The sequence below is a fragment of the Massilia sp. CFBP9012 genome (assembly GCF_034045115.1).
Taxonomy (GTDB): Bacteria; Pseudomonadota; Gammaproteobacteria; order Burkholderiales; family Burkholderiaceae_D; genus Telluria.
Genome location: NZ_JAXCWM010000004.1, coordinates 318093 through 335691 on the forward strand (window position 1 = coordinate 318093; position 17599 = coordinate 335691).

General features: G+C 63.6%; 19 protein-coding genes and 1 tRNA gene. 16 read left to right on the forward strand and 4 right to left on the reverse strand.

The features are described from left to right. Both SOM61_RS08630 and SOM61_RS08635 read left to right on the forward strand, forming a co-directional pair. Nucleotides 1-390 carry a hypothetical protein gene (locus SOM61_RS08630; RefSeq protein ID WP_320473700.1) on the forward strand — a complete coding sequence of 130 codons (390 nt, stop codon included), beginning with the start codon at nucleotides 1-3 and terminating at the stop codon, nucleotides 388-390. A gap of 41 nt (nucleotides 391-431) precedes the next feature. Further along, a complete protein-coding gene (locus SOM61_RS08635) occupies nucleotides 432-1607 on the forward strand; it encodes a phosphoadenosine phosphosulfate reductase domain-containing protein (RefSeq protein ID WP_320473701.1) in 1176 nt (391 codons plus the stop codon). An 11-nt stretch (nucleotides 1608-1618) separates the two neighbouring features. Here SOM61_RS08635 and SOM61_RS08640 read toward each other — a convergent pair whose 3' ends face one another. After that, complete coding sequence (locus tag SOM61_RS08640) at nucleotides 1619-2239, reverse strand: hypothetical protein (RefSeq protein ID WP_320473702.1); 621 nt, start codon at nucleotides 2237-2239, stop codon at nucleotides 1619-1621. Between the two features lie 68 nt (nucleotides 2240-2307). On the opposite strand from SOM61_RS08640, the gene SOM61_RS08645 reads away from it, so the two are divergent. Genes SOM61_RS08645 through SOM61_RS08655 form a run of 3 tightly spaced genes read left to right on the forward strand, consistent with a single transcriptional unit; the run spans nucleotide 2308 to nucleotide 3073 of the window. Next, on the forward strand, nucleotides 2308-2604 hold the full coding sequence (locus SOM61_RS08645) for a hypothetical protein (RefSeq protein WP_320473703.1): 297 nt from the start codon (nucleotides 2308-2310) through the stop codon (nucleotides 2602-2604). Continuing rightward, complete coding sequence (locus tag SOM61_RS08650) at nucleotides 2597-2791, forward strand: hypothetical protein (protein WP_123072237.1); 195 nt, start codon at nucleotides 2597-2599, stop codon at nucleotides 2789-2791. Before SOM61_RS08645 ends, SOM61_RS08650 begins: the two co-directional genes overlap by 8 nt. Nucleotides 2792-2803: 12 nt before the next feature. Beyond that, nucleotides 2804-3073 (forward strand): helix-turn-helix transcriptional regulator, encoded by a 270-nt coding sequence (locus SOM61_RS08655; RefSeq protein ID WP_123072236.1) that lies wholly within the window; start codon nucleotides 2804-2806, stop codon nucleotides 3071-3073. Nucleotides 3074-3088: 15 nt separating this feature from the next. Here SOM61_RS08655 and SOM61_RS08660 read toward each other — a convergent pair whose 3' ends face one another. From SOM61_RS08660 to SOM61_RS08670, 3 genes are all read right to left on the reverse strand, one after another. Next, nucleotides 3089-3862: a hypothetical protein gene (locus SOM61_RS08660; RefSeq protein ID WP_123072235.1), complete on the reverse strand. Its 774-nt coding sequence runs from the start codon at nucleotides 3860-3862 to the stop codon at nucleotides 3089-3091. Nucleotides 3863-3879: 17 nt separating this feature from the next. After that, on the reverse strand, nucleotides 3880-4887 hold the full coding sequence (locus SOM61_RS08665) for a tyrosine-type recombinase/integrase (protein ID WP_320473704.1): 1008 nt from the start codon (nucleotides 4885-4887) through the stop codon (nucleotides 3880-3882). Nucleotides 4888-5060: 173 nt separating this feature from the next. Continuing rightward, nucleotides 5061-5147 (reverse strand) — tRNA-Leu (locus SOM61_RS08670). Nucleotides 5148-5357: 210 nt separating this feature from the next. Between SOM61_RS08670 and SOM61_RS08675 the strand changes: the two genes are divergently transcribed. The 11 genes from SOM61_RS08675 to SOM61_RS08725 all read left to right on the forward strand — a co-directional run bounded on the left by SOM61_RS08675 (nucleotide 5358) and on the right by SOM61_RS08725 (nucleotide 17579). Then, complete coding sequence (locus SOM61_RS08675) at nucleotides 5358-6149, forward strand: ParB N-terminal domain-containing protein (RefSeq protein WP_320473705.1); 792 nt, start codon at nucleotides 5358-5360, stop codon at nucleotides 6147-6149. A gap of 23 nt (nucleotides 6150-6172) precedes the next feature. Beyond that, nucleotides 6173-8416 (forward strand): penicillin acylase family protein, encoded by a 2244-nt coding sequence (locus tag SOM61_RS08680; RefSeq protein ID WP_320473706.1) that lies wholly within the window; start codon nucleotides 6173-6175, stop codon nucleotides 8414-8416. Nucleotides 8417-8461: 45 nt separating this feature from the next. After that, complete coding sequence (locus SOM61_RS08685; RefSeq protein ID WP_320473707.1) at nucleotides 8462-8989, forward strand: sugar O-acetyltransferase; 528 nt, start codon at nucleotides 8462-8464, stop codon at nucleotides 8987-8989. Nucleotides 8990-9271: 282 nt separating this feature from the next. Beyond that, nucleotides 9272-9823 (forward strand): thymidine kinase, encoded by a 552-nt coding sequence (locus tag SOM61_RS08690; RefSeq protein ID WP_320473708.1) that lies wholly within the window; start codon nucleotides 9272-9274, stop codon nucleotides 9821-9823. Nucleotides 9824-9830: 7 nt separating this feature from the next. Beyond that, a complete protein-coding gene (locus SOM61_RS08695; protein ID WP_320473709.1) occupies nucleotides 9831-10409 on the forward strand; it encodes a hypothetical protein in 579 nt (192 codons plus the stop codon). Nucleotides 10410-10591: 182 nt separating this feature from the next. Next, nucleotides 10592-12898 (forward strand): carboxy terminal-processing peptidase, encoded by a 2307-nt coding sequence (locus SOM61_RS08700; protein WP_320473710.1) that lies wholly within the window; start codon nucleotides 10592-10594, stop codon nucleotides 12896-12898. A gap of 367 nt (nucleotides 12899-13265) precedes the next feature. After that, nucleotides 13266-14006 carry a PEP-CTERM sorting domain-containing protein gene (locus SOM61_RS08705; protein WP_320473711.1) on the forward strand — a complete coding sequence of 247 codons (741 nt, stop codon included), beginning with the start codon at nucleotides 13266-13268 and terminating at the stop codon, nucleotides 14004-14006. A 151-nt stretch (nucleotides 14007-14157) separates the two neighbouring features. Beyond that, on the forward strand, nucleotides 14158-15360 hold the full coding sequence (locus SOM61_RS08710) for an acyl-CoA dehydrogenase family protein (protein ID WP_320473712.1): 1203 nt from the start codon (nucleotides 14158-14160) through the stop codon (nucleotides 15358-15360). 7 nt (nucleotides 15361-15367) lie between these two features. After that, nucleotides 15368-16594 (forward strand): acyl-CoA dehydrogenase family protein, encoded by a 1227-nt coding sequence (locus tag SOM61_RS08715; RefSeq protein ID WP_320473713.1) that lies wholly within the window; start codon nucleotides 15368-15370, stop codon nucleotides 16592-16594. Further along, complete coding sequence (locus tag SOM61_RS08720) at nucleotides 16591-17124, forward strand: MaoC family dehydratase (protein WP_320473714.1); 534 nt, start codon at nucleotides 16591-16593, stop codon at nucleotides 17122-17124. Before SOM61_RS08715 ends, SOM61_RS08720 begins: the two co-directional genes overlap by 4 nt. Continuing rightward, a complete protein-coding gene (locus SOM61_RS08725; protein WP_320473715.1) occupies nucleotides 17124-17579 on the forward strand; it encodes a MaoC family dehydratase in 456 nt (151 codons plus the stop codon). The genes SOM61_RS08720 and SOM61_RS08725 overlap by 1 nt, the downstream gene beginning before the upstream one ends. Nucleotides 17580-17599 lie beyond the last annotated feature (20 nt).

A 17599-nucleotide genomic window follows, 5' to 3' on the forward strand; every position in this document is an offset into this window, starting at 1 on the left:
ATGGCGCGCGTTTCTACCGCGACCATCCCCGGCGTGGGCCTGGCCGGCTGCAGCGCGGAGAAGCGCGCCATGCGCACCGCGTGCATCCTTCGCATCCGCGAGGTGCTGGCCGACGGCCCCATGAGTACCTTCGACGTGAAGAAGGCGCTGGGCGTCAGCAGCTCGGCCACCTATGCAGCGCTCAACTTTATGATGCTGGAGCTACGTGAGGTACGCAGGTCCGGCCAGCGCGACGACCGGCGCGCGTTTCTCTGGGAGCTGGGCGAAGACCTGACGCTGTCGGCCGCCGACCAGCAGCAGACGCGGACCGTGCCGGCGCGCCAGGTGGGCATGTGGCGTGATCACCTGGTGGCGGCGCTGTTCGGGCCGGCGCAGGGAGCTGCAACGTGAACCAGATCGACATCTTCGGCGCCGGCGCGCAGCGTCTCCAGATGACGGACTCGATAGAACTGACGGTCCAGTCGCTACAGGCTTACGGCGCCGACCATGATCACTGGGGCGTGGCCTGGTCTGGCGGGAAGGATTCGTCGGCGACGCTGACCCTGCTGATCTACCTGCTCGACACCGGCAAGATCCGCCAGCCGAAGACGCTCACCGTGTTCTATGCCGATACCCGCCAGGAGCTGATCCCGCTGGCCGTGGCTGCGCGCCACATCATGGACGAGCTCGAGGATCGCGGCATCCGCTGCGAGGTGGTGACTGCACCGATGGACAAGCGGTTCATGGTCTACATTCTCGGCCGAGGCGTGCCACCGCCGAACAATAACACCCTCCGGTGGTGCACGCGCCAGATCAAGATCGACCCGATGGAGCAGGCGCTGCGCGACCGCCTCGACCAGCTCGACGGCCAGATCCTGATGATCACCGGCGTGCGCCAGGGCGAGAGCGCGATCCGCGATCGCCGCATCGAAATGAGCTGCGGGAAGGACGGCGCCGAGTGCGGCCAGGGCTGGTACCAGCAGGTGCTGCCGAACGCCAAGGGCCTACGCGGCCGCCTGGCCACCCTGGCGCCGCTGCTGCACTGGAGGGTGTGCCACGTGTGGGAGTGGCTGAAGCACTGGGCCCCGACGGCCGAGTTCGGCGACTGGAGCACTGCCATGATCGCGGACGCCTACGGCGGCGATGAGGCGGAGGAGATCAACGCGCGCACCGGCTGCATCGGCTGCGCGCTGGCCCAGCAGGATAAGGCGCTCGACAGCGTACTGCTGCTGCCGGCCTGGTCGTACCTGGCGCCGCTCAAGGGACTGCGCCCGCTGTGGCGTGAGCTGCGCAAGCCGCAGTACCGCCTGCGCAAGGCCGGTGCCGAGCTGCTGAAGGACGGCAGCATCGCAAAGAACCCGCAGCGGATGGGACCGATCACGCTGGAAGCACGGCTGATGGGCCTGGACCGCGTGCTGGGCATCCAGAACGAGATCAACACCTCGGCTCGCGCGCTGGGCCGGCCGGAGATCGACTTGATTAACCCCGAGGAGGAGGCGCGCATCCGCGAGCTGATCGCTGCCGACACGTGGCCGCAGGGTTGGGAAGGTGATGAGCCGATTGCGACGACCGTCATGGATGTGGTCTACCAGAACGGCGTGATTCAGCCCCAGTTATTTCTGGATTAGCGCACACCAGATTATTTTAAATTGCGTACGCCGGTTTCGAATTTCTCGATAGCCTGCTCCACATTTGCAATAAAACTGTGATTACGATTGATTTGTTTAGGAAGTCCAATGAGTTCTGGCCTAGATATCCATTCCTGCAAGATCCCGCGAAAAACTCTCAAATTGCCATGAATCGCGGTCAAGCTGTCCACGATCTCAAAAGATCCAAGTTCGTGTGCTGGGATCGCTTCGAGTTTCGTCAACATTGATTCGATGGAGTTTGCCTTGGAAGTCAATTTCCGACAATGCCGAGACATATCTCCAATTTCTTCACGCGGAACAATTGCAAGCGTGTACGGGTTTTTGCTGAGTCGCTCTGCGCGCGCGACGATTGCGCTGACAGCGGCGCATCGTCGCCGAAGTGCGAGGAGATCAGCATCGACGATAAGTCGAGCTGCATGGGCATTCTGGCGGCTCATTACAAAGATTGCGACAGCGAGCGCAGCGATAGAGCCAATCACCTGCGCCCAACCAGAATCGAGCGAAGACCATGTTACGAAAACCACTATCCATCGAATGATGATCATGGTGGCTACAAGTAGAAGCAACCCCATCGCCCAAAAGCCGATGATCTTCCAGAATTTAGTTTCCATTGCACGATAGAAATTTGTTTCCGGGATCGTAGCACGACAAGAGCACTGAATTACTAACGAAAGATCACATGACCAATCTTAAATTTCATACAAGCCGCAATTTGATTGATTCCGCGCTTGCCCACTTGGCGCTCGAACGCGCCGCCGGCTGCGTCATCCAGGTGCCCGACACCGAACCGCCGCTGTTCGTTGCGGTCGGGCCGGCGCCGGCGATTGTGAATCTGCTGCAGGCTGAGGTCGATCTCGATCTCGATCGCGCAGTCGATGCAGGCGACATCGCCGGTCACGCGCGTGCGTTGCGCCGCAAGACACTCGCCCATGCCGACGTCCAGTTCGACCTTAGCGAAGGCGGGCACTGTGATTGACCGCGGCCCCGACCGTCGCTGGCGTGACACCGGCCCGGGCCAGCTGCTGCCTGAGCGCCGCGACGGCCTCGACCGCCGCGCGCTGGCTGCGCCGGCGCCGAGCATGCGCGGAATGATTCGACCAGGTGTTGGCGAGGCGCAGCCGCCGCGCGAGCGCCGGCAGTACGCGGATTCGGGAATGGAATAGGAGGAAGTGAAGATGAGCGAAAACGAACTGATCCAGCGCCTGAGCGCTGCCCTGGCTGGCCAGCTGCACCCGCCGGTGCCGGTCGACATTGACCTGTGGGATGTGGCCACCATCGCGCGCGTGATGAAGCGGAGCGAGAGCCAGGTGCGCAACCGGATGATCTGTCTACCCGATTTCCCGAAGGCGATCCGCCTGCCGGTGGCTGGGGGCGGGCGAGGCCAGCCGTTGTACCGGGCGTCCGAAGTCTTGGACTGGGCGGGGAAATATCAAGATCGTCACTGAGTTAGCGCAGCCGTTTCATTCCTTGTCGGAATCCACTGCTCCTAGATCAAGCTCGACGTTGAGGAACTTCTCGTCAGGGTACGTGGCCTTTGCGTAGGCTCGCACCCTGCTCGCAACAGCGGGCAGGCTTTTTAACGACTCGGATACGTGAAGAAAAACGTCATCGGTGCGACTTTTCGCACCAATGAATAATCTGTCGCCCAGGCGCGATCGTAATTCATCAATGTCAATTCGTGTTTTTCCAGCTCTTGCTTGCTCGATAGCTTCATGCACTTCCTTTGTGTAAAAATCTGCACGCTCGCCCATGCTTCGAATGCATTGCAAGAAGCGCTCGTCTTCTACCGAGAGATCGAGAAGCAGTTGAGGATCGTTCGCGAGAATAAACGCGAGTGAGGGAAAGTCCTGCTGCATATTTTTGTACTCGGGCTGACCCATTGCCGGCATATTTACCCATCGGTGTGGTTGCTTTTCATATTTCGCGATGGAGACCCAGCTTCCGCCGACAGCGTTAATTTGCTGCGCGAGGATGAAAAGGGCCGTTTGTAAGGCGGCTACTCTGTGCTCGTGCTCCTTTACAAGCTCCTTTTGTGTGTTTAGATGGAATGCAAATGATGCGCCCAAGAACGTCGAGAGTAATGACGACAGGACTATCGGTACAAGCGAAGTGGCCCTCGCAGGATCAGTGCCAACAGTAATGAGTACGATCAGTAGCAAAATCAGCGCAATAGCGTCGAAGAGATGTTTCGCCTTTATCTTTCGAGCGAATGCAGCAACACTTTTTTTCGTCATGTGAGAATTCCTATACCTCAGTCCAGCCGTGTAGCCATATCTTCGGCGGACTCGTTGTAGTAGATCTGCAGTTTCTTCAAGTCCTTGTGGCCGGTCATCCTGGCCAAGTCGAGCACATGCAGCTTCTTCGCCAGGCGCGTGATCGCCAGATGACGGGTGTCGTGGAACGTAGCCTCTTCGACCATTGCACGGTTCCTGGACTTCCTGAAAAGCGCGTCCACCGATGCCGTTGTCAGGCCGAACAGGGCGCCACCTTCCTCCGGTTCCGGTAGCAGTTTGAGCAGGGTGACCGCGCGCGACGACAGTGGAACGTCGCGCTTGGTGCCGTTCTTCGTGCGGGGCAGGGTGGCGACACGTCCATTCACATTTGCCGCAGTCAGGCCACAGATTTCACCCGCCCGCATAGCGGTCTCGATCGCAAACAGGAAAGCGATGCCGACGCGCTGGGTTGTCGTCTCGATCGACGTGGCCTGATCGACGTCGATTCCCATCGCGGCGCAGAGCCGGTCAATTTCATCCGCGGTGTACAGGCGATCGCGCGGCGGTGGGTCGGCCGGCCGGCGCACATCGGTGGTAGGCGACGTCGCGATCCACTTCCATTCCCGCACAGCGCTGGCGAAAACGTGAGACAGCAGGTTCAGGTCACGGTTGACGGACGAACCTTTCACCGTCAACAGCCGCTGATCGCGCCATTTGCCCAGCACCTCGGACGTGATGTCGGCCAGCTTCCATTCCTTGAGCGGTTTTCCGTCAACGACCATGCGGCCGATCGCTGCCAGGCGGATCGCTTCCTTGTCCGCGCCGCGCTTGTGCGCCGACACCTCTTTTTGGTACCGCTCGAACGCGGCCTGTACCGTGCGGCCGCGCTGGATCCCGGTGGATTTCTCCGTGCGGATCTCTGTTTCGCGTTGCGCCGCCCACGCGGTCGCCTCCGTCTTGGTGGCGAACACGCGGGATTCCCGCACCCCTTGGATAGCAATCTGGGCGCGCCAGCCGCTAGGTCTCTTGGCGATCGACGCCATCATTACTCCCCATACTTCGACAGTGCGTAATTATGGCGTAAAACGTGCGTAATGGATGGGATAAAGAAGGGGTGAGACGGTGTGGAATGATGAAGCGAACAAAGGTGCGAAAACTTCGTAAGCGCTTGATTTGAGAGGAAAAGAGGTGGGAAGTTGCGTAATGCTGGATGTGTTCGTGGTGCCCGGAGCCGGAATCGAACCGGCACGCCATTGCTGGCAGCAGATTTTAAGTCTGCGGTGTCTACCAGTTTCACCATCCGGGCAACGCCCGAGATTCTAGCACAGGCGTGCTCAATTCGGAGCGGTTTGGCAACTTTATCCTCCTGATAAGCCCCTCCACGCGGCATGATCTCCCGCGCATCCCTTCCAACCGGTCTCTTGCATCTTTGGAACCCCCGCCCGGATGGTGTAGCATGCCAACCGGCGCCACCCAAGCTGGCGCTACCTCTGGCAAGACCACGCAAGGACAAGAATTGGACATCAAAATCAACGACGAGCTGCGGTCCTTCGTCGACCCGCTCACCGACATCGAATACGCCGCGCTCGAGCGCAGCCTGCAGACCGAGGGCTGCCGCGACGCCCTGGTGCTCTGGCGCGACACACTGATCGACGGCCATAACCGCTACGAGATCTGCACAAAGCACAACATCCCTTTCCGCACCGTCCACAACAACAACTTCGCTTCGCTCGAGGACGTGATGCTGTGGATGATCGACAATCACCTGGCGCGCCGCAGCGTGTCGGACTTCCAGCGCGGCGTGCTCGCCTTGCGCAAGAAGGAACTCGTCGCGGCGCGGATGGCCGAGCAGCCGCCACAGGAAGAGGGCGACAAGAACGCACTGGCCGACGAGACCTCGCCACCATGGAATACGCGCGAGGACGTCGCGCGCGCGGCCCGCGTCTCGAGCAATACGATCAGCCAGATCGAACGCATCCAGAAGGCCGCCACCCCGCAGCTGCGCGAGGCGGTCCGCACCGGCGCCATCTCGATCAATGCAGCCGCCAACGTGGCGCAGTTGCCGGAGGAGCAGCAGATCGCCGCCGTCGCCGGTGGCCGCAAGGAACTGCAGCAGGCCGCGCGCCAGGTGCGCGAGCAGAAGACGGCCAGCCGTCCGAAAAAGGAAAAGATCGAGCTCGATCCCGAAGACGAGCTCGCGGCCCTGCGCAAGGAAGTGGCAAGCCTCAAGGATCGCTTGGCGACGCTGCTGACCGATAATCAGCGGCTCAAGCAGCGCTTGGCCAATGCCGGCCTGGACGACGAATAACACGACCTGAAGGAAGCCCCAAGATGCGCATGCCCCGTTCGTTCACGCCGGCCTTGCTCGGCGCTCTGCTGGCCGGACTGGCCGCCCCAGGACTCGCCGTCGCCCAGACCAAAGCGCCGGCCAGCGCCGCGCCCGCAACGCAGCCCTTCAGCGCCGCCGACGTCGCGCGCTGGAAAGCGACCGCGCACCGGGTGACGATCATGCGCGACAAATGGGGCATTCCGCACATCTATGGCAGCACCGACGCCGACACCGTGTTCGGCATGCTGTACGCCCAGGCCGAGGACGACTTCAACCGCATCGAGCTCAACTACATCAATGCGATGGGGCGCCTGGCCGAGGTCGAGGGAGAGAAGGAAATCTGGCGCGACCTGCGCATGAAGATGTACATCCAGCCGGCCGAGATGCAGGCCAAGTACGCCGCCAGCCCGGCCTGGCTGAAGAATTTGATGAATTCCTTCGCCGATGGCCTGAACTACTACCTGCACACCCACCCCGAGGTCAAGCCAAAGCTCATCACCCGCTTCGAACCGTGGATGGCCCTGACGTTCAGCGAGGGCAGCATCGGTGGCGACATCGAGTCGATCGACCTCAGGGAGCTGGAACGTTTCTATGGCAAGCGCCCGGTGCTGGCCCAGGCCAGCGTCGACAAGGGCTTCGATCCGGAGCCGCGCGGCTCGAACGGCTTCGCCATCGCCCCCAAGCGCTCGGCCAACGGCCATGCGCTCTTGATGATCAACCCGCACACCTCGTTCTATTTCCGCCCCGAGGTGCACATGGTCAGTGACGAGGGCCTGAATGCCTACGGCGCCGTGACCTGGGGCCAGTTCTTCATCTACCAGGGCTTCAACGACAAGGTAGGCTGGATGCACACCTCGGGCGGCGGCGACGTGATCGACGAATACCTCGAGAGCGTCGTCGAGCGCGATGGCGAGTTCTTCTATAAATACGGCAAGCACGAAGGCCGGATGCGGGTCGCGCAGATCAACCTGCCCTATAAGACGCCGAACGGCGGCATGGCCAGCCGCACCGTCACTGCCTATTTCACCCACCACGGCCCGGTCGTGCGCCAAGAGGGAAATAAATGGGTGTCGGTCAAGATGATGGACGACCCGCTCAATGCGCTGACCCAGTCCTATACCCGTACCAAGGCGCGCGACTACAACGCTTTCTATAAGGCGATGGAGCTGCGGACCAATTCCTCGAACAACACGGTGTACGCCGACGCGCAGGGCAATATCGCCTACTTCCACGGCAACTTCATCCCGAGGCGCGATCCGCGCTTCGACTGGACCCGCCCGGTCGACGGCAGCAATCCGGCCACCGAGTGGCAGGGTCTGCACGAGATCAAGGAAACGATCACTCTGCTGAACCCAGCCAGCGGCTACATCTCCAACACCAACAACTGGCCGTGTAATGCGGCCGGCGCCGGCAGCAGCCCAAAATGCGCCAGCTACCCGGCCTATATGTGGTCGCTGCCCGAGAATGCCCGTGGCCGTAACGCCGATCGTGTGTTCAAGGACGCCAAGGGCCTCACGATCGATGGCCTGATTGCGGCGTCCTACGACACGCGCCTGGCCGCGTTCGAGCCATTGGTGCCGGCCGTGGTGGCCGATTACGAGGCGCTGCATGAAAGCGATGCGCGCAAGGCGGCGCTGCTCGAGCAGATCGCCGTGCTGCGCGACTGGAACCTGCGTTACGCGATCGATTCGGTACCGACTTCGCTCGCGGTCTATTGGGGGCAAGAGATGGTGGCGGAGCATGGCGCGCGTGCGCGTGCCGAGAACATCCCGGCGGTCGACTACATCGCTTCTCGCCTGAGCCCGGCCGACCGCCTCGATGCGCTGGTGCGCGCCTCCAGCAAGCTGCAGGCCGACTTCGGCAGCTGGCGCACGCCATGGGGCGAGATCAACCGCTTCCAGCGCGTCAGCGGCGACGTCGACCAGCAGTACGACGACAGCAAACCCAGCATTCCGGTCGCTTTCGCTTCGGCCAACTGGGGTTCGCTGGCTTCGTATGGCATGTCGGCCAAGCAGAGCACCAAACGCATCTATGGCGATCGCGGCAACAGCTTCGTAGCTGCGGTCGAGTTCGGTCCGCGCATCAAGGCCAAGAGCATCCTGGCCGGCGGCCAGAGCGGCGATCCGCGCTCGCCGCATTTCAACGACCAGGCGGCGATGTACGCGCGCGGCGAGTTGAAGGACGTGCTGTTCTACAAGGAAGACATCGAGCGCAACCTGGAGCGCAAATACCATCCGGGGCAGTAAGCCCACTAAAGAAGGGACCGCGTGGAACTGAGCGAGAAGCAAAAAATGTTGGCTGGCATGCCGTACCACGCCAGCGATCCCGAGTTGCGCGCCGAGCAGAACGCGACGGCTGCATGGCTGGCGCGCTACAACGGCGCGCTGGGCGAGCCGGCCAGCTGGCAGTCGCTGCTAGGCGAGCGGATCGCGCGCGCAGGGCAGGGCACGACCGTGCGTCCGCCTTTCCATTGCGACTATGGCTGGCACATTACCCTCGGCGCGCGCGTCTTCATCAATTTCGATTGCGTCTTCCTCGACGTCGCGCCGATCGTCATTGGCGACGATTGCCGCATCGGCCCGGGCGTGCATATCTACACCGCCGACCACCCGCGTGACCCGGCGCTGCGCCGCGCCGGCTTCGAATCGGGGCTGCCGGTCACTATCGGCCGTAACGTCTGGATCGGCGGTGGCGCGATTATCCTGCCGGGCGTGACGATCGGCGACGATGCCATCGTCGGCGCCGGCAGCGTGGTCACGCATGACGTGGTGCCGGGCGCCCAGGTCGCGGGCAATCCGGCGCAGCCGATTTCGGGCTGATCCCCCACGCCTTCGTCGCGCGTCGCTCCCGCGCAGGCGGGAGCCCAAGTCCTCAGCGCCGTTGCCAGCGCTGGCTGTAGCTGGTGAGCGTGCACACTTGGGCTCCCGCCTTCGCGGGAGCGACGGTGATGGCGCGCTAGCGACTATGGTGGCGCGCTAGCGACTATGGTGGCGCGCAAGCGACCATGATGCCGCAGCGAGCGGCCGATGGCTGGCGGCGCCTGTTTCCCGCTTGCTATAATCGCAGCTTCGTTTCACCGGACAGCAAGGCAGGACAGGGCAGTGGCCAAACTCTATTTCAGGTACTCGGCGATGAACGCCGGCAAATCGACCGCCCTGTTGCAGGTCGCCCATAACTACGAAGAGCAGGGCCAGCAGGTCAAGCTCTATACGGCGGCGATCGACAACCGCTATGGCGTCGGCCTGATCACCTCGCGCCTGGGCGCCCAGCGCAATGCCGAGGTGTTCGACATCGACACAAATTTCCTCGAGCAAGTGTCCGGCGTGGCTTGCCTGCTGGTGGATGAATCCCAGTTTCTCACCAGCGCCCAGGTCAGTCAGCTGCACCAGCTGGCCCAGGTGCGCGGCGTGCCCGTCATCTGCTACGGACTGCGCAGCGATTTCCGCGGCCAACCGTTCCCTGGCTCGGCCTACCTGCTGGCGCTGGCCGACGATATCGAAGAAATCAAGAATATCTGCACCTGCGGCAAGAAGGCGACGATGAATATCCGCGTCGACGATCAGGGCCGCCGCATCCGCGAAGGCGAACAGGTCAGCATCGGCGGCAACGAAAGCTACCGCCAGGCCTGCGGGCGCTGTTTCTACTCGGCCTGAGCCGGTCATGTCGATCGCTTGCGGCGCCTGGCTCCCTGCCGCCGCTTGCGCCGCGGCCGGGCCCGCGCTCGACATCTTTCTGTACCTGATCCCCTCGGCCGCACTGGCCGTGCTGCTGTGGATCGCCTCCGGCGCCCATCCCGCCTTCTTCGTCTTCACCGCCGCCGGCACTCTGTGCCATGAGCTCGCCCATTTCTCGGTGGGTTTGCTGACCAATGCCGAACCGGTCGGGATGAGCGTCTTCCCGCGCCGCATCAAGCGGCCCAAGGGAGGGCACAACTGGGAGCTCGGTTCGGTCACCTTCGCCAACCTGCGCTGGTACAACGCGGCCCCGGCCGCACTGGCGCCGCTGCTGGTGTTGCTGGTGCCGCTCGGCGTGGCGTGGTGGCGCACGCGTGGGGGGCTGGCCTTCGGGCCGGTCGACCTGGCCATCATGTTCTTCCTCGCGCCCCAGTTCCTGTCATTCTGGCCATCGCCGGTCGACTGGAAGCTGGCGGCCCGGTCCTGGCCCTGGGCGCCACTGCTGGCGCTGGTCATGGCATGCTGGTATTTCAAGGATGCGGCCCTGGGTATTATCAAGGCGTAAATACTTGGAAATAAATCGCTTACGGCAGACTTAATTTACGGCGATTCCGGCGTTTCAAGCGGGACAAGCCGCCTCTGGCACGTGGTTCTATCCTGTAGAATGGATCGCAAAGCGCGGTATGGTTGGCTTATCGATATTGGTCATGCCGCAATCCGCAGGAATTCCGTACGGAGAAACGCAGAATGAAGAAGCACGTGCTCATCGCCGCCATGGCTTTTGCCATGTCCGCCCATGTGGTGACCGCACAGCCCGAGAAATCGGCTGCCATCGCAACGCCCGCGGCGCCTGCCAAGCCCGCAGACTCCACCAAGAAAACCGCCCAGACCCCGGCCTCGCTCGAGATGAAGCCGATCGCCGCCCAGACCCAGGCCGCCCTGTGGGCCTCGCGCGTGCTGGGCCGCTACCATTACAGTCCGGTGCCGCTGGACGACGCGATGTCGGCCAAGATCTTCGACAGCTACTTCGATGGGCTCGACGGCGAGAAGCTGTACTTCGCGCAGGCTGACCTGGATCAATTCGCTGCGCTGCGCACCCAGATGGACGACGCCATCAATAACGAAGACCTGACCGCGCCGTTCGCCATCTACAACCTGTACCAGAAGCGCTTTGCCGAACGCATGGCCTACGCGCGCGGCCTGCTCAAGACCAACTTCGACTTCAGCACCGACGAGACCATGGAGCTCGACCGCGAGAAAGCGGCCTGGGCCAAGAGTGAGGACGAAATCCGCGACCTGTGGCGCAAGCGCGTCAAGAACGACTGGCTGCGCCTCAAGCTGGCGGGCAAGGACGATAAATCGATCCGCGAAACGCTCGATAAGCGCTACGACAACTACGTCAACCGCATCCGCAAGCTGAACAACGAGGACGTGTTCCAGATGTTCATGAACGCGTATGCGACCGCGATCGAGCCGCACACCAACTACCTCGGTCCGCGCTCGGCCGACAACTTCGACATCGCAATGCGCCTGTCGCTCGAGGGCATCGGCTGCGTGCTGCAGGCGCGCGACGACTACACCATCATCCGCGAGATCGTGCCGGGCAGCCCGGCCGACAAGTCGGGCAAGCTGAAGGTCGGCGACCGCATCGTCGGCGTGGCCCAGGGCGACAAGCCGTTCGTCGACGTGCTGGGCTGGCGCCTGGACGACGTGGTGGCGCTGGTGCGCGGCGAGAAGGGCTCGACCGTACGTCTGGACGTCATCCCGGGCGCCGGCGGCGTCGATGCCAAGCACATGACCGTCACGATGGTGCGCAACAAGATCAGCATGGAAGAGCAGGCGGCCAAGAAGTCGATCATCAAGGTCAAGGAAAACGGCGTCGAGCGCCGCATCGGCGTCATTTCGCTGCCGACCTTCTACCAGGATTTCGAAGCGCGCCGCAAGGGCGACCGCGAGTTCCGCAGCGCGACCCGCGACGTCGAACGTATCCTGACCGAACTCAAGAAAGAGAAGGTCGACAACGTCCTGATCGACTTGCGCAACAACGGCGGCGGCTCGCTGACCGAGGCGGTTGAACTCACCGGGCTGTTCATCGACAAAGGGCCGGTCGTCATGCAGCGCACGGCCGAAGGCCGGGTCGAAGTCGAAAGCGACACCAAGCCGGGCCTGGCCTGGGACGGTCCCATGGGCGTGCTGATCAACCGCGGTTCGGCCTCGGCGTCCGAGATCTTCGCGGCGGCGATCCAGGACTACGGCCGCGGCCTCGTGATCGGCGAGCCAAGCTTCGGCAAGGGCACGGTCCAGACCCTGATCGACCTCGACCGCTTTGCGCCGAACGAAAAGATGCGCTATGGCGAACTGAAGATGACCATTGCCCAGTTCTTCCGCATCAATGGCGGCACCACCCAGCTGCGCGGCGTGACGCCGGACATCAAGCTGCCGGTGCTGACCGATATGGACACCTTTGGCGAATCGTCCTACGACAATGCGCTGCCATGGGTGGCGATCAAGCCGGCCCAATACATGCCGCTGGGCGACCTGAAGGAGTTGGTCGCACCGCTGCAGAAGCGCCATGAAGAACGCATCGCCAACGACAAGGACTTCCAGTTCCTGCAGGAAGACATCAACGAGGTGCTGAAGCTGCGCAAGGAGAACGTTATCTCGCTGAACGAGGCCGTGCGCCGCAAGGAGCGCGATGCCCAGGATGCCCGCTCGAAACTGCGCGAAGCGCGCCTGGCGGGTGTCTCGGTGAACCAGGACGAGCCGGCGAGCGGCCCGGGCAGTGCCGAGAAGCGCGCCGAGGGGCCGGATCCAACCAAGCCCAAGAAATCGGTGGTCGCCGTGCGCGGCACCCCGCGCCAGGACGATGGCCTGCAAGGCGACGAGCGCGATCTCCAGGCCGAACTGGCGGCCGAGAAGGCCGCCAAGGATGCCAAGGACGTCATGCTGCAAGAGGCAGCGAATATCCTGGCGGACGAGGTCGAGATGCTCAAGACCGATACCCGGATGGCGTCGCGCGTCATGCCGTATATGACGGTGGTCGACAGCAAGTAAGAACGTCGCCACCGCGGCAGTACGCCGCCGTAACGAAGGCCGCACCGTGACAGGTGTGGCCTTTTTTATTTCTATTCAACGCACCTGGTTCTGACTGCGTTTCTTGCCGGAATAACTAGTTAAGTTATCAGGGAGAGGGCGCACGGCCAGCCGCGCCTGCCTCGAAAGTACATGTACTTCAAGAAATCGCGAAGATAAAATGAATCTGCTGTCACTAGGCATTGTTTGGCATGAAACAACTAGAACTCAACAGTAAAATCGCATGCACGATTTGCGGTTGATCAAAACTTAAGTTTTTTTGGTTTGTGATAACATAATTTCGTAATTGTAAAAATAATAATCTTTACTTATCTTAGGAGTTATATTCATGTCAACACGTCACCTCGTTGTTGCTGCCCTGCTGGTCTGCGCCGGTGCAGCCCAGGCAGATGTCGTCTCCACGACAGGCTTCCAGAATGGATGGACCGCCGGGAACGGCACTAGTGTGATCGGTTCGGGTGTGCTGGGTAGCGACGTCAGCCTGGTAGGCGGCGTCGCGCACGGCAGCACCGGCAACCTGATCGGCAAGGCTAGTGCCAGCCTGTCGTCCGCCGATGCACAGAAACTCTTTGTCCAGCAAGGCATCGACGCCGCCTATGTGCTGAGCGCCGGTAACGGCCTGCTGGCAGCCCGTTACGGTAACTCGGTATCGGTCATCAACGATGGCGACGGCGTGAAGATCGTGCCTGGCCAGAATGCGGGTGGCGGCAGCGCCGCGCCTGGCGCACCAGCGGCCGGCGCCCCGGCAGCCGGTGGTGGTGGCGGCGGCGGTGGTGGTGGCGGCGCCCCAGTGGGTGGCGGCAGCCCAGCCCCAGGCGGCGGCAGCACGGCGCCAGGCGGCAATAGCGGCAGCCCAAGCACGCCAGGCTCGGGCAGCGACAGCGGTGGCGGCAACGTGACCTTGCCGACGCCGGGCGCCGATCCGGTCTTCACCCTGCCGGTGCAGGACCAGATCGGCGCACTGCCGGACGAGGTCAACGCCGTGCCGGAACCAGGCACCATTGCGCTGATGCTGGCTGGCCTGGTGGGCGCCGGCGCCTTCTCGCGTCGCCGCAACGCCAAGCAGTAATCGGCGTCCTGGCCTGGCCGCTGCAAGCCAAGGCCAGGCTCGCGCTTCAACCCGAATCGGCCACGCCGTCCACGCTTGGCGGCGCGGCCGATTCGGGTACAATCCTTGTGAACGATCGTGCTATTCATGACGACAACAACAAGGAGACGACGTGGACCTGTACTACTCCGACGAGGACCTGGCCTTTCGCGACCAGGTCCGCGCTTTTCTCGCTTCCCATCTCCCCCCTGAACTGCAGCACAAGGTTCGGCAGCACCTGCGCCTGAGCCGCGACGACTACGTCCGCTGGCATCGCATCCTGGCTACCCAGGGCTGGGCCGCGCCCGGCTGGCCGGTCGAATACGGCGGTCCCGGCTGGACGCCCCTGCAGCGCCACATCTTCGAGGAAGAATGCGCGCTGGCCGCCGCGCCGCAGGTCCTGCCGTTCGGCGTCAATATGGTGGCGCCGGTGATCATGGCCTTCGGCAGCCAGCAGCAGAAGGATTATTATCTCCCGCGCATCCTGTCCTGCGAGGACTGGTGGTGCCAGGGCTATTCCGAACCCGGCGCCGGCTCCGACCTGGCCGCGCTCAAGACCAGCGCTGTGCGTATGCAGGACAGTGAGGGCGACCATTACATCGTCAACGGCCAGAAGACCTGGACCACGCTGGCCCAGCACGCCGACATGATCTTCTGCCTGGTGCGCACCGATCCCGGCGTGCGCAAGCAGGAGGGCATATCCTTCCTCCTGATCGATATGCGCAGTCCCGGCGTCACCGTGCGCCCGATCGCGATGCTCGACGAAGACCACGAAGTCAATGAAGTCTTCTTCGACGACGTCAAGGTGCCGGTCGCCAACCTGGTGGGCCAGGAAAACCGCGGCTGGACCTATGCCAAATACCTGCTCGGCCACGAGCGCACCGGCATCGCCTCCGTCGGCCGTTCCAAGCGCGAGCTGGCCTTCGTCAAGCGCCTGGCGCTGCGCGAACAGAAGCGCGGACGGCCGCTGCTCGACGATCCCCTGTTCGGCGCCAAAGTGGCGGCGCTCGAGATCGAATTGATGGCGCTCGAGATGACGGTGCTGCGCGTGCTGGCCAGGGGCGAGGCCGCGCCCGGTCCCGAAGCGTCGATGCTCAAGGTGAAAGGCACCGAGATCCAGCAGGCGCTGACCGAGCTGATGGTCGAAGCGGCCGGCCCGCTGGCGCTGCCCTTCGATCCGGCCTACCTGGGCGGCGCGCGCGAACACGCCATCGCGGGCGACGACGATGCGGCCCCGTTGGCGGCCTACTACTTCAACTACCGCAAGACCTCGATCTACGGCGGGTCGAACGAAATCCAACGCAATATCATCTCCCAGATGATCCTGGGACTGTGAGGACGGCATGCATTTCGAACTGAACGGGGAACAGCAGCAGCTGGCCGATGCGATCCGGCGCTGGATCGGCCGCGATTACGGCGTCGAGACGCGGCGCGCGATCGTCCATTCCGAGTCGGGCGTTTCACCCGAGGCCTGGGCCATGATGGCCGAACTGGGCCTGACGGCGCTGCCGGTACCCGAGGAGCACGGCGGCTTCGGCGGCGACGCCGTCGCCATGTTCGCCGTGATGCAGGAACTCGGCCGTGGACTGGTGGTCGAACCGTATGTGGCGACGATGCTGGGCGCCGAATTCCTGCGCCTGGGGGGCGGGCAGGGGGCGCTGCTCGAGCGGGTTGCCGCCGGCGAAGCGAAGCTTGCCTGCGCGCTGGGGGAGCAACGATCGCGCCACGACGCCTTCGACATCGCCACGCGGGCCGAGGCCGTCGATGGCGGCTTCCGTCTGCATGGCGAAAAGCGGGTGGTGCTGCATGGCGCCGAAGCCGATGCCCTGATCGTGTCGGCCCGAAGCGCGCAGGGCGCGGTGGGCTTGGGGGGCGCCGCGAATGTGGGCAATGGCCAGGGAATGGATGGCGTGAGCCTGTTCGTGGTGCCGCGCGACAGCACCGGGCTGCGCGTCACCGGCTACCGCACGCTCGATGGCTTGCGTGCGGCCAACGTGGCGCTCGACGGCGTGGTGGTCGGGCCTGATGCCGTGATCGGTCGCGTGGAAGAAGGCGGCGCCATCCTCGATGCGGCGCTCGATTATGGCGCCGGCCTGCTGTGCGCCGAGGCGCTGGGAGCAATGCAGACCTTGTTCGACATGACGCTCGAGTATCTCAAGACGCGCCAGCAGTTCGGCGCGCCGATCGGCAAGTTCCAGGCGCTGCAGCACCGGATGGCCGATATGGCGATCCACCTCGAGCAGGCGCGGTCGATGGCCTTGCTGGCGGCGCTGGCCCTGGCGCGTTCGCGTGCTGGCGCCGGTGGTCGTGGTGCCGATGCCGACGCCGGCAACGACGCCGATAACGAGACGCGCCGCCGCGTGGTGTCGGCCGCCAAGTACCGCGTGGGCCTGGCCGCGCGCTTCATCGGCCAGGGCGCCATCCAGCTGCATGGCGGCATGGGCGTCACCGACGAGCTGCCGGCCTCGCATTACTTCAAGCGCCTGGCGATGATCGAGCTGACGCTGGGCGATATGGACCACCACCTGGAGCGCTTCATGGCGCAGCCGGGATTCCGGGAGGCCGCATGACGGCAGCACCAGATGAGGGCGCGGGCCTGGCGGCGGATGCGCGTGACGACGTCCAGGCTGGGGCGCCGGCCGGCAAGCGCTGGTACTTCGACGATTTTTATCCGGGCCAGGAGATCGACCTGGGCGAACGCGCCGTCACCGAAGCCGAGATCCTCGGCTTTGCACACGCGTTCGACCCCCAGTCCTTCCATGTCGACGCCCAGGCGGCGCAAGCCTCGCCCTACGGCGGCCTGATCGCCAGCGGCTGGCATACCTGCAGCATGATGATGCGCATGGTGGTCGATGGCCTCTTGAGCGCTGCCGACGGCATGGGTTCGCCCGGCCTGGACGGCGTGCGCTGGCTGCAGCCGGTACGCGCCGGCGACACCCTGCGCGTGCGCTACCTCACGCGCCAGGTCAAGGCGTCCGCCAGCAAACCCGATCGCGGCGTGGTCTGGTCGACCTGGACCGCCACCAATCAGCACGGCGACCAGGTGTGTACGGTCGACGGCATCGGCCTCTATGGGCGCAGGCCTACCAGGGAGAACTAATGGCCACCACGATCGCACTCGAAGCGCTGCCGGCTCGGGCCGGTAGCGAAGTCGCCGTGTCCGACTGGTTCGAGGTCGGGCAAGACCGCATCGCCACCTTTGCCGAAGCCACCGACGACCGCCAGTGGATTCACCTCGATCCCGAACGCTGCAAGCGCGAGTCGCCGTTCGGCCAGCCGGTGGCGCACGGTTTTCTCACCCTCTCCCTGCTGCCGGCCATGCTTACCAGCGCGCTGGCGATCGAAGGCATGCGCATGGGCGTGAACTATGGCCTGAACAAGGTGCGTTTCCCAAGTCCGCTGCCGGCCGGAAGCCGGGTTCGCGGGCGCTGGACCTTGCGCGGCGCCGACGCGGTCGCCGGCGGCTGGCAATTCACCTGGGACGTGACGATCGAGGCCGACGGGGCGGCCAAGCCCGTGTGCGTGGCCGAATTCCTGATCCGCTGCTACGCCTGAAGCGCTCGAGGCACCAGAGG